This window comes from Pseudomonas fluorescens (assembly GCF_000802965.1).
GTDB lineage: Bacteria > Pseudomonadota > Gammaproteobacteria > Pseudomonadales > Pseudomonadaceae > Aquipseudomonas > Aquipseudomonas fluorescens_A.
Map to the genome: position 1 here is coordinate 89645 of NZ_JSAK01000036.1, position 11509 is coordinate 101153.

11 protein-coding genes are annotated in these 11509 nt (G+C 60.5%); 3 read left to right on the forward strand and 8 right to left on the reverse strand.

Annotated features, from left to right (window positions below):
* Window positions 1–2: 2 nt before the first annotated feature.
* Both NL64_RS26725 and NL64_RS26730 read right to left on the reverse strand, forming a co-directional pair.
* Window positions 3–995, reverse strand: coding sequence for a 2-dehydro-3-deoxygalactonokinase (locus NL64_RS26725; protein ID WP_034151065.1), 993 nt, complete (start codon window positions 993–995; stop codon window positions 3–5).
* Between the two features lie 199 nt (window positions 996–1194).
* Window positions 1195–1677 carry a GNAT family N-acetyltransferase gene (locus NL64_RS26730; protein WP_034151066.1) on the reverse strand — a complete coding sequence of 161 codons (483 nt, stop codon included), beginning with the start codon at window positions 1675–1677 and terminating at the stop codon, window positions 1195–1197.
* Between the two features lie 321 nt (window positions 1678–1998).
* Here NL64_RS26730 and NL64_RS26735 point away from each other — a divergent pair, with 321 nt between their 5' ends.
* The 3 genes from NL64_RS26735 to NL64_RS26745 all read left to right on the forward strand — a co-directional run bounded on the left by NL64_RS26735 (window position 1999) and on the right by NL64_RS26745 (window position 3921).
* A complete protein-coding gene (locus NL64_RS26735) occupies window positions 1999–3204 on the forward strand; it encodes an MFS transporter (protein ID WP_034151067.1) in 1206 nt (401 codons plus the stop codon).
* 84 nt (window positions 3205–3288) lie between these two features.
* Window positions 3289–3627, forward strand: coding sequence for a hypothetical protein (locus NL64_RS26740; protein WP_034151068.1), 339 nt, complete (start codon window positions 3289–3291; stop codon window positions 3625–3627).
* Between the two features lie 39 nt (window positions 3628–3666).
* Complete coding sequence (locus NL64_RS26745; protein WP_034151069.1) at window positions 3667–3921, forward strand: hypothetical protein; 255 nt, start codon at window positions 3667–3669, stop codon at window positions 3919–3921.
* Window positions 3922–4061: 140 nt separating this feature from the next.
* Here NL64_RS26745 and NL64_RS26750 read toward each other — a convergent pair whose 3' ends face one another.
* The 6 genes from NL64_RS26750 to NL64_RS26775 form a co-directional block, all read right to left on the reverse strand.
* Window positions 4062–4991 carry a PfkB family carbohydrate kinase gene (locus NL64_RS26750; RefSeq protein ID WP_034151076.1) on the reverse strand — a complete coding sequence of 310 codons (930 nt, stop codon included), beginning with the start codon at window positions 4989–4991 and terminating at the stop codon, window positions 4062–4064.
* Window positions 4984–6450 (reverse strand): purine-cytosine permease family protein, encoded by a 1467-nt coding sequence (locus NL64_RS26755; RefSeq protein WP_034151070.1) that lies wholly within the window; start codon window positions 6448–6450, stop codon window positions 4984–4986. The genes NL64_RS26750 and NL64_RS26755 overlap by 8 nt, the downstream gene beginning before the upstream one ends.
* 215 nt (window positions 6451–6665) lie before the next feature.
* Complete coding sequence (locus NL64_RS26760; RefSeq protein ID WP_034151071.1) at window positions 6666–7664, reverse strand: ADP-ribosylglycohydrolase family protein; 999 nt, start codon at window positions 7662–7664, stop codon at window positions 6666–6668.
* Window positions 7661–8374, reverse strand: a complete 714-nt coding sequence (locus NL64_RS26765; protein ID WP_034151072.1) for a GntR family transcriptional regulator — start codon at window positions 8372–8374, stop codon at window positions 7661–7663. Before NL64_RS26765 ends, NL64_RS26760 begins: the two co-directional genes overlap by 4 nt.
* A gap of 189 nt (window positions 8375–8563) precedes the next feature.
* Window positions 8564–10249, reverse strand: a complete 1686-nt coding sequence (locus NL64_RS26770; protein WP_301281650.1) for a type VI lipase adapter Tla3 domain-containing protein — start codon at window positions 10247–10249, stop codon at window positions 8564–8566.
* Window positions 10246–11509: effector protein Tle3 domain-containing protein (locus NL64_RS26775; protein ID WP_034151073.1), on the reverse strand; the 1264-nt coding region annotated here is incomplete at its 5' end. The genes NL64_RS26770 and NL64_RS26775, both read right to left, overlap by 4 nt.

An 11509-nucleotide genomic window follows, 5' to 3' on the forward strand; every position in this document is an offset into this window, starting at 1 on the left:
GTTTAACGGGATGGATTGGGCGTGACCAGGCCGGCGGCTTGCGCCAGTTGCCACAACCCGCGTTCGGTGGCTTGCTCGGCCAGGGTCACCCGGGCAAATCCGCAGGCATCGAGGGCGCGGCTATAACGCGTACAGAGTTGGGTGTTGCCGATCAGGATGATTGACGGCAGATGCACGCTGTTGCGTCGACGGCGCTGGACGCTGGCCAATGCCGACAATTCGTGGCCGATCATCAGCCCGGATAGATAATCCGGTTGCGCGGTGGCGCTCAGTTCACCGGTAAGCCCCAGGCTGCGGGCGCTGAATAAGGTCGACAGCACGCCGATTTCACCGTCCGCCGACAAGGCCACTTGCACGCCGCGATCGAAGGCTTCGCTATCGAACGATCCGCCGCGCTGCTGGGTACGCCCCAGAATGCTGTGTTCGCTGAGCACCGCAAAGACTTCGCCGGTCATGAAGGTGTCGAAATGGACGATGCAGCCATCGGTGACTTCCACCCATTTCGAATGGCTGCCCGGCAGGCCAATCAGCACGTCAGCGCCCGCCTCGCTCGACAGGTTTTGCAGCACGCCGAGTACCTGGGTTTCTTCGCCGCGCATCACGTTCGGCAGGCGCGAGCGTTGAATCACGCCCGGCACGATGTGCACATCAACACCACGAAGACTGCGTACGGTTTGTAGGGATTTTCCGAGATTGGCGACATTCGCCGGCGTATCGCAGTAGGCCGCTTCGCGCCAGCCCTGGGCGCTGCCAACCATGCCGCAGGCAATCACCGGCAAGTTTGGTTGTTCGTCGAGCCAGTCACCGCAAGCCTCGTCGAAGGCCAGTTCAAAACCGTCGGCGCATTCCCGCCCGGCGATGATTCGCGGCGCCTTGGGCAGCTGCATGATCCCCGACGACAGCGAACGCTGTTCGAGCACCTGGCCACCCGCGGCAAGTTTGTAAGCACGTAGTGAGGTTGTCCCCCAATCCAGCGCGATCAATTGCGCCCGCATCGCTTCACCTGTTCTGTTTTTTGGCAGTGAGTGAGCGGGACTATAAACCCAGATACTGGAAAATCTCAATATATAAATATCACTCCCATATATTGGGATTTGTTTGTGAGCATAAAAAAAGATCGCAGCCTTCGGCAGCTCCTACATTGGAATGCGTTTCCTGTAGGAGCTGCCGAAGGCTGCGATCTTTTAAGGGCGATCAATTACCCGAAGCAAAATCCCGCAGCACGGCCCCATCCATGCGGTACCGAACCCACTCTTCCTGCGGCTGCGCGCCCAGAGATTTGTAGAAATCAATGGCCGGCGTGTTCCACTCCAGCACGCTCCACTCAAACCGCCCGCAATCATTGGCGCAGGCGATTTTCGCCAGGTGCCGCAGCAGGGTTTTACCCGCACCGCCGCCGCGTTGTTCCGGGGTGATGTAGAGGTCTTCGAGGTACAGGCAGTTGCTGCCCAGCCACGTCGAATAGCTGAAGAAGAAAACCGCAAATCCGATCGGCAAGCCATCGCGCAGGCAGATCAGGCCGTGGGCGGTCGCGCCTTCGCTGAACAGGCTGCGCTCGATGTCGGCGACGCTGGCGATGACTTCATGGCGAGCACGTTCGTAGTCGGCCAGCTCCGTGATGAACGCGAGAATTTGCGGGGCATCACTGGGGGTCGCCGGGCGGATTTCGATCGTCATGGACATGCCTTGTCAAAAGTTGAAAACGCCATACTAAGTCGCCACGAGAATTGTGGCGAGGGAGCTTGCTCCCGCTGGGTTGCGCAGCAGCCCCAAAAACAGGCGGCGCGATTTTCCACGTAATGGGTCGGTCATGACTGGGACTGCTGCGCAGTCCAGCGGGAGCAGCTCCCTCGCCACAGAAAAACCTTTCAACTGCGGGAATTATTGCGCCTTACTCCGGCCGGCGCTAACCCTGGCATCGCGAACCTCGGACCTAACATAGTCGCCTTGCGTGATAGATAGATGACTTGGGTATCTATCGGGTCAAGGAACCGCGTCATGTCCACTGCAACACCACCAGTCTCCGGCAAACTGTTCGGCTTGTTTTGCCTGGCCAGTTATCTGCTGTCGTTGTCCTACGGCTCGACCTTTTTGCTGTCGCTGTTGATCGGCTCGCGCGGAGGCAATGAGCACGATGCCGGCAGTGTCATTTCGACGGCGATGCTCAGCACTTTTGCGGCTGTGATTGTGTCCGGTCACTTGTCCGACGTGCTCGGTGCCGCGCGTTCAGTGGCGTTGTTCGGCATCTTGCTGGTGGCCGCCAGTCTGGGCTTCGCCTTGTCGCCAGGTTTCGGCCATCTGCTGCTGTTTTTCGGACTGTTGCTGGGATTGGGTTGGGGGGTGTTCTACACGCTTGGGCCGATCATCGTCGCGAGCCTGGTGACGCCCGCGCAACGGGCCAAATACTTCGCGCTGCTGTCGGGCAGCATGATGACCGGGATCGGCAGCGGCCCGTTGCTAGGGCGCGCCGCAAGCTCTCTCGGCTATCCGCTGACGGCGGCATTTTATCTCGCTGCGCTGTCAAGCCTGGTTGGGGTGCTGCTGTTCTGGCGCCTTGATCGACAACTGAAAAACGCGACGCTGCAGTCAACCGCAGTGTCGCGGATTTCCTGGCGTGCAACGGCTCAGGTGCTGTCGTCCAGGGCGGTGTTTGCGATCATCATGGTCGGCCTCGGCGGTTGCGTTTTCGGTGGCTTGTCGTGTTTCCAGACCAGTTACGCAGCGGCGCGCTCGCTCGACTATTCGCTGTTCTTCCTGGGCTTCATGAGCGCGGCGATCAGCAGTCGCCTGTTGATTGCCGGTTTCGTGGTCAAGCGCGATCCGTTGCGCGCATCCTGCCTGCTGTCGGGGTTGATGCTGGGTTCGATCCTGATGTTCGGTTTCGTGGTCAACGACGGTTTTAGCTACGTGCTCGCGGCGGCGATGCTTGGGGTTGGCTACGGCCTGACGTACTCCGTGATCAACGGCCTCGCTGCCAATGACGCACCGAACGGCACCACCGCGCAATCCTTGCTGCTGTTCAGCCTGTCGTATTTTATCGGCGTGTTTGGCTTTCCATTACTCGCCGGGAAAATCATCGTCGAACAGGGCATGGCGACATTGCTGCTCACCGTCATGGCGGTAGCCCTGTTCAACTGGCTGATCACCGTGGGCCGGTTGATCTGGCGTCGAGTCTGCACAACCAGGGCGTTGCAACGGGCCTGAACCGTTCGTCGTCGGTCAGGCACCAATTCGAAACGGGGGCGGACCAACATCAGGTAAGGACTTTAAATCAATGGAGACACCACCATGATCTCGTCCCGGTTGACCGCCCTCGCCCTCGCCGCCCTGCTGTCCCCGTTCGCCATCGCTGCAACCACCGCCGCTGGCACGGGACCGACCAACCCGGTCGAAAGCCCCAAAGCCCCTGCCATCCAAAGCGCCCCCGGCATAAACACCGACGGCACGGGCGTCGACAACAGCCTGCCACCCTCCACCGGCACCGACCCACGGACCCAGGGCAACGACACCGGCCGACAAGGTGGTTTGAACCTTCCAGACACCAAGACACCCGATAACGCCGGCCCTGGCGTGGGATCGAAAACCACAACGGGTGGTTCGGGCTCGGAAGGTGGGGCCAGCCAGTAATTCGCCGCAATACCTACCCATCGCCATGAAGAGGTAACCATGAACGTCGATAAAAACCTGGAAAAAGAAGTCCTGACCCGCCTGCTGCACGCCCACCCAAGTGGCCTGGGCAAGGAGGTCCTGGACAATTACCGGGGGGAGAAAGTCGTGGCCAGCACCCTCGCCACCTTGCAGGAACGCGGGCTGATCCAACATGGGCACGTGGTATGCAACGAAGCGGGCGAGCATACGCTGAACCTGCCGATCAAACTCAGCGCTGCCGGGGTTGAGGCGGCGCGCAAGCTGGATGCCTGACGGCGCTTCACATTGCCGGGCATTTAGCCGGGTTTTGTATTGAAGCTGGTGGACCTATCGCGAGCAGGCTCGCGCCTACAGGGGATTTGTGTCGGACACAGAAAATCTGTAGGAGCTGGCTTGCTAGCGATAACGATGGTTCAGGCGCCGAATATATTTCGGATCAACTCATCAACCTCAGCAGCCCCCGGCGAAGTTGCCGGCCCCCACCGTGTCACCGCCAACGCCGCAGCCGCATTGGCCCGGCGCGCCGCGTCAAACGCCGACAAGCCCTGCGCCAATCCTGCAACAAACACCCCAGCATGGGCATCACCGGCACCATTACTGTCCACGGCCTCGACCTTGAATCCCGGCACATGCCTGCGCTCTGAACCCTGGCTGATCCAGCAACCCTGCGGCCCGTCACGCACCACCATGAGCACCTCGCGCGGCAGGTACGCGACCAGTCGATCCAATGCCTGGGCGATGTCTGTCGCGCCGGTAATCTTCAGCGCTTCGACGCTATTGCTGGTCCACACATCGATGCGCGGCAGCAACGCCTGCATCAGTGGCGCATCCGGCGAATCCACCAGCGGCCCCGGATCAAACACCACGTTGACGCCTTCCGGCAGCATCAGCACCCAGTCCACCAACGGTTGTGCTTTACCCGCATGCAACAGGCTGTAGCCGCTGACGTAGACATAATCCCCCGCCTCGGCCGGCACACTGGCCAGGTCTTCAGCAGACAGCTCACCTTCGGCACCGATATAGGACACAAAACTGCGTTCGGCGGAGGCATCAGTGATGGCGACGCACAGCCCGGTATCGCGTTCGGCACGATCAGCAATGCCGATCTGGATGCCTTCCACGTTCATCGCCTCACGGGCCAAGTCACCGAAACGCCCAGTGCCGTGGCGACCAAGGTAAACCACCGGCAGACCGTTACGCTGCGCAGCGGCCATCACATTGAAGCCGCCGCCGACTTCGAAACTGGCGGACTGCGCCAGCACGTCGCCACCCGCTTGCGGCAATTTATCCACGGCCATGACCAGGTCGATGATGACCTGGCCGGTGTGCAACATCTTAGGCATGAGCATTCTCGGTCAGCGCAGCACGACGATCCTTCGCCCCGCCGAGTACACAATAAATGCCACCGGCGACCACAAAGGTCACGATCCAGCCGAGGCCGTTATGGCCCAGCCATGAGTCGGACAGGAAGCCTTTGAACCAGACATTTTCTGCCGTGGTGCCGATGGTGGTGAAGCTGAAGCCAAGCACGATCGCCACCGCCCAGGCACCGAACGCGCGCCACTCGACGCCGCCGCGATACCAATAGGCGCTGCTCGGGCTGACGTCCAGCAGATCCTTGGGGCTGTAGTAATGACGGTGAATCAGGTCGACCACGAAGATCCCGACCCACGCGGTGATCGGCACCGCCAGCAGGGAAATGAAGGTGATGAACGGGCCGTAGAAACTGTCGGCGATCAACATGAAGTAGATCGAGCCGGCGAAGATCGCCACGATGTCGACCAACACAGCATAGACGCGCTTGACCTTCAAACCGAGCGTCAGCGTGGTCAGGCCGGCGGAGTACACCGACAGGTTGTTCGACAGCAGCAAGCCACCGAACGCGGTGATCAGGTAAGGCACGGCCATCCACGTCGGCAACATGTCGCGGATCGCGATGATCGGATCAGTGGCTTGGGCCAGGTCGTTGTTGCCCACCGACAGCAAACCGCCGAGGGTGATCAACAGCACCAGTGGAATTCCCGCACCGAAGGCCGCCGACGCCACCAGGCGCACGGCTTTGACGCTGCGATGCTGGTAGCGCGACATGTCCGCGCCGGCGTTGGCCCAACCGATCCCGGTGCCCGCCGCCATGGTGCCGACGCCGATGATCATGGCGCTCATTGGCGCAGGCGTAGCGTTGAACACCGCGCTCCAGTCGATGGTGGCGCAGAGGAAACCACCGACCAGAATGTTCAGCGCGCCGAACACGTAGGTCGCCCACTTCTGGATCACCAGCAGAGTGGCGTGACCGAGGCCAGACACCGACAAAGTCAGCAGTACGAAAATTGCGATGAACAGCAAGGTCAGCAGCGGCGCGCTTTTCGCTTCAACCGGCGAGCCGAACAGGATCGAACACAGCGACAGCAACACGAACGCGGCGGTGGTGGTGTTGACGGTTTCCCAGCCCAGGCGCGACATCAGCGAGACTAGGGTCGGGCCGATATTGCCGCGTACACCAAAGATCGCCCGCGACAGGGTCAGGCTCGGCGCACGGCCACGGCGACCGGCGATGGAGATGATCCCGACCACCGCGAAGGAACCGGCGGCACCTAGGATCGCAACAATGATTGCCTGCCAGATCGCCAAGCCGCGAAAAGCCACGAGCGTCGCGCCCAGCGGCAGGCCGAGAATGGAAATGTTGGCGGCGAACCAGACCCAGAACAGCTGCAAGGGGTGACCATTGCACTCGGCTTCCGGCACCGGTTCGATGCCACGGGTTTCCAGTTGCCCGGCACTCTGCCCGGCGTTTGATGTACTCATGAAAAATGCTCCTGTTGCCATTTTTGTGGTTGTGGCAATGACGCAAAACGATAAGACATTTGTGGCGAGGGAGCTTGCTCCCGCTGGGCCGCGAAGTAGCCCCAAAACCTGCGACAGTAGTGAGGCAGGCACACCGAGTCGTCAGAGTTTACGACTGCTGCGCAGCCGAGCGGGAGCAAGCTCCCTCGCCACGGGAAATCGGGTCGACCCTAAAATCAGCGCAGAGTCAGCAGTTGCTGTACCAAGGGCTCCAACTCAAGATCGTTCACCGCCTTAACAGTGTCGATCATCTCCACAGGCCAACTCTCAAGACCCAGGCAGGCCCCGAGCATCGCGCCAAGTATCGCCGCGATGGTGTCGGTGTCGCCGCCAAGGCTCGCAGCCATGCACAGCGCTTCGAAGGCGTTCATTTCGCCGATGGCCACTTGCTGGGCCAGGGCAAACGACACCACCACCGATTCCTGTGATGCCACCGACGTGCCGATCACGTCGTACAGCAAATCGGCGAGCAATGCCTTGTCGCTGTCGACGCTGATGCTGCGCGCCCAACTGATGCGCGAAGCAATGCGCCCGCCAGCGACCCAGTGGCCATGGCTTTCGGCTTGCTGGGCGATTTGCTGGCCGAGGTTCAACGCCTCGCCCAGGTCCATGCCATTGATCCCGGCTGAAACCACCGCCGCCACTGCCGCTGCGCTGGAAATCCCCAGCGTGGTGTTGTGGGTGACCTGACAGGCCTGCACCACGGCCCTGATGAAACGCTCGGGATGGGCGACATCCGCGGCGATCCCTACCGGAGTGATGCGCATCGCCGCACCATTGGTGGTGCCGTAGCGCCCTGCTTCCTCCGGCGAATGACCAGCGAGGATCATTTCGATGGCCCGTTTGGTCGAGGGGCCGAGCAAATCTTGCGAGCCCTTGGCCTGCATCTCGGCTTCCCATTCGATCAGGCGTTGAGCGAGCAGCGCCGGTTCGATCCAGCCCTTGCCATCGATCAGCAACTGTCCGACCAGGATCGCCTGTTCGGTGTCATCGGTGATCGAGCCTTTGGGCATGTTGGCAGCGATCGGTTGATCCGGGCCGGCGTCTTGCAGGTCGGTGATTTCGCCGAAGCGCGCCTTGATCTCGGCGCGGCTCAGGGATTGGGTCGGCATGCCCAGCGCATCGCCGAGCGCCAGGCCGTAGAACGCGCCCAAGGCACGATTGAGCGCGGTCATTTCGAGTTTCCAAATTGCAGGTGCAGACGGAAGTGCACGGGATCGAGCAGGCTTTCCACCTGTTCCATGAAACGGTTTTGCCGGTCGTAGGTGGTGCGCAATGCTTTGAGGAACACCGTTCCGACCGGGCGACCCAACAGTTCAGCGTCTTCGGCGTTCAGCGGTTCGGCGCCAATCCATTGATCGCCGCGCTCACCGATATAGCCGTAGGCCGCCAAGGTGATGGTCAGAGAATTGTCGATCAGGCCGACACGCGGCAGGCTTTCCAGGCCTCCGCTGGCGGGCATCAATGAACGTTCGAGGGACACCAGCGTGCCGTCATTGGAGCGGCGACGACGGTCGAGGGTGATGAATTGGTCGATGCCGAAACGTGACAGCAAATCCGGGCGGGTCACCGCCTCCAGCCGCAGCACTTCGGTATTAACCAGCGCGCCGCTGTCGGCCAGGGCCTGGGCCCAGCCGCTGCGCTGGTCGAGCGCCACACCGTCGAAGGTGACGATGGAACCGACCCCGCTTTGCGTCGCGATGTAGTTGCGCCGTTTCAACTCGGCCAGGGCTTCACGCAAAGTACCTCGGCTGACTTTGAATTCTTCAGCCAACTGATGCTCGCCCGGCAGATGAAAGCCGTCCTCCATAAGGCCGCTTTCAATGCGCCGGATGAGCTCGTCGACCACCCGTTGTTTCTTGTCAAATCGTACCTGTCTAATCATGTACAAATTGATAACCGAAACGGGTTGGGATTGGCAAGGACTATTTACGGCATATGGCCAAAGGGCTTGCTTGTGTCGAGCGCGATGTACAGGGCTCAGCGAGTTCGCGTTCAGGATCTATGCTTTCAAGCTGGCAGGAAACCACGGTGCCGCTGCTGCTGGTGGCATCCCCTAGGCAGACAGGATGATTCATGGTCTGGCTACGCCACCGCTAGGGGAACCGAACTTGAACGGGTCGGCGCCACGGTTCTCGCGGTTTTTCTCTTTGCGCGCCGCGTCCGGTGGGTGGATCATTTGTACCGTCAGGCTACCGTCTGCACCGGCGTAAACCACGGCACTGGCTCCACCGTCGAGGTAGCTGGCGATGGTGGCCAGGTTGATTTCCACCAGTGCGCTGCTGACCCCGGTATTGCCCAAGCGTCGTCCGATGTTGTAACCCTCGTCGACATTGCCCGGGTCGATACCGTGGCCGTCGGTATTCAGGCTGTGCAAGGCGTTGGTCAGGGCGAACTCTGCTTCCTGGTTGTCGGTGGTGTCGTAGAACACCCGCACTGGTTTCTGCCCTTCGGGCAAGGTATCCAGAGCCTGTAACCAGCCTGCCTGCAAGGCCCTGGCCTGCAACGCCGGTTTTAGCCGTTTGCCGTTTTCATCCTGCATCGAGACCTTGATCGGACGGTGCAAGTAACCCAGCACCGGCGCGGCGTCGAACTCTTTGACCTGGTGCTGGGCCCAGCGGATGGGCAGCCAGGGCGAGGGTTGGAATTCTCCTGGGCCGCGGTTGCTGATGGTTTTCCAGAGGGCGGGGAGTTGGGATTGCCAGTAGGCGGTGGACATGGTGGTGGGTGCATAGGGCGCTTCAAAGGCATTGGCACGCGCTGCGGCTTCGAACCAATCGGTAAATGATTTATCGCGATCCCAATAAAAGGCCCATAACTTGCCCAGATCAGCATTTTTGTTCTGATTGTCCTCAGCCTCATGGGTGGCATAACGGCGAATGTACCGATCCACCCGATCCGAACGGCTGACTAGCACCCCGGCCATGCTTTCGAATATCGTCGGGACGACATGGCCGTTCTGCAACCCCGGGGTTCCTATAACCCGCAATCCGTCTCGCGTGACGTCTCCATCCTCGCTCACAATCAAGGCCTGAGGCACTTGGGGGTTGTCATCAAAGAACTGGAACAAACGATCGATCATGCCCTGTGCATGGGTCGTGTTTTCGGCGTCCTGCCACAAAAAGAGTGTGACCCCGAGAGTGGCGGCGTTGCGCCCGTTATGAATGTTATTCGCAGCCCCTGTATCTGACGGTTGCTTGGGTGGCGCGATGGAAAACACCGGGATTGGCCAATACGCTACTGATTCGCCTGCCGAATGTTTGAAGGCAACTCGGATTTTGATATCTCTGGAGTTTTGTCTGGACGTTAGTGACGCCTTATAATCCTTGGGATCTCGTGAATAAATCGAAGCAAAGTTGTTGTTTTTCTTCTTGATGAATTGCCAGATCTCAGATTGGTGGTCCTGGTAAATACCAAGACCCACTCCCCGGATCTCCAACGCGTACGTCCGCGTTTGTGTGGCCTGTTGTTCGGCGACTTGCGCCATGACATTGGCTTTGTAAGCGGCAAGCCCTGCCTTTTCACTGGCCACGGCGTTGCCCCACCAGTGAACGCTGAAAATCATCAGCAACGGGCCTAAGATCGCGGCGATCCCCCAGCGCAGTATCGGGTTCATGTCACGCAGTACCATGTTAAGTTCCTGTGCCTTGATTTGGACAAGCCAGACGAAGCCGAGCCAAAGCATCAGCAGGATTCCTGCGATCCAAAGGTAGGGTTTGAGTTTCGGTAAAGTCCGTATTCGGTGTTGAGGATTGTTCACAAAGCACCTCCATGTTTAGCGGTGCCGGCAAGCAGGGAGGGTTGTGTCATCGAGACCAAATCAGAGGGCGGGAAAGTGCCTTTGTCGTAATACTGATAACTGGCCCTCACTAACAACTGAGCCTCAGCACTAAGTCGTGTCCAGCCTGGTAGTCGTCCGACTTGGTCGAATTGTTTTTCATCCATCTTCCAATCCGCAATCGCCACCAACACTTCACGCATGGCTGGATCATCGAGGCAGTGGGCCTGGCCGATGGCAATGTCCATCGCCGTCACCCAACGCTGGTTTTCCGGGCTGCGCAGGATCGCCGAGTGGTAGGAGTTGGCCCCCCACGTCTTCTGGTCATGCTCCATGCGTGCCCGGGCCTCGCGCGGGGTTTCCTCGCGCTCGTGAGAAGAACTGCCGCTAACGCGGGCCGGGCCTTTTCGTACGGCGCGCGTGTGGTCCTCCGGGTCCTCGGTTAATCCGTTAAAACGCGCCAGCGCCTCCCGCTGCGTGGTGTACGGGGCGTCATACTCGGCAGGCATCCTGATCCACAAAAAGGTTGCGGCGTCTTTGCCTAGCGCGATGCTTTTGCCAACCTCATCGGGTTTGTCCAGACCGGCGCGGGTCGGGCTGCCCTGTATGGCTTCGCCACCAAACATCTGCGGCGCATGGGGCGGGGTCAGGGCCTCGGCATTGATCAGGCGTTCCTGCCCCTTGGCGATCGGCGCTTGCGAAGCCACGCCGGTGAGCAAGGACGCGCCCGGGTAACGGTGCTCGCCCGGGGCGCGGATGAACTCGGGTTGCGGCGACTTGCCCACCAGCACCGGTTCGCCGTCACGATGGCGCTTGGTCCACAGGCGCTGATAAAAACCGAGGGATTGCAGGGCCGTCATCGCCGGGCGCCCATCGGGCGTGGCATCGGGCACGCCATAGGTGCCGATGCCTTGCACATCATCCAGCGCCACAGTGGTGTCGTCGGGGCAAAAATACACGTACACCTTGCCGCGATTGTCGCGCTCGGGAAAAACCGTAAAGTTGCCGATTTTGTCCGGCCGCGTCCCTTGCGTGGGTGACCATCGCGGACCGCTGCGACCGCCGTAGGTTTTGCTGTCCCGGAGCGCGGATAGCGGAGGTTGCGGATGCGGGGTTTGTGTCACCGCGCTGACGATCCGGATCAGCGTGGCGAGGGTGTCATGGTCTTTGGGGGTGACCTTGGGCAGCACGCTGTAGGGCGAGTCCACGAGAACGAGGGTGTCGGCGCAACGCTGGCCCTTG

Bases quoted from the DNA above. Each gene is read 5' to 3' on its own strand.
- NL64_RS26765 (WP_034151072.1), bottom strand. From the start codon at position 8,374: ATGATTAGACAGGTACGATTTGACAAGAAACAACGGGTGGTCGACGAG.
- NL64_RS26735 (WP_034151067.1), top strand. From the start codon at position 1,999: ATGTCCACTGCAACACCACCAGTCTCCGGCAAACTGTTCGGCTTGTTT.
- NL64_RS26760 (WP_034151071.1), bottom strand. From the start codon at position 7,664: ATGACCGCGCTCAATCGTGCCTTGGGCGCGTTCTACGGCCTGGCGCTC.
- NL64_RS26730 (WP_034151066.1), bottom strand. From the start codon at position 1,677: ATGACGATCGAAATCCGCCCGGCGACCCCCAGTGATGCCCCGCAAATT.
- NL64_RS26740 (WP_034151068.1), top strand. From the start codon at position 3,289: ATGATCTCGTCCCGGTTGACCGCCCTCGCCCTCGCCGCCCTGCTGTCC.
- NL64_RS26725 (WP_034151065.1), bottom strand. From the start codon at position 995: ATGCGGGCGCAATTGATCGCGCTGGATTGGGGGACAACCTCACTACGT.
- NL64_RS26745 (WP_034151069.1), top strand. From the start codon at position 3,667: ATGAACGTCGATAAAAACCTGGAAAAAGAAGTCCTGACCCGCCTGCTG.
- NL64_RS26755 (WP_034151070.1), bottom strand. From the start codon at position 6,450: ATGAGTACATCAAACGCCGGGCAGAGTGCCGGGCAACTGGAAACCCGT.
- NL64_RS26750 (WP_034151076.1), bottom strand. From the start codon at position 4,991: ATGCCTAAGATGTTGCACACCGGCCAGGTCATCATCGACCTGGTCATG.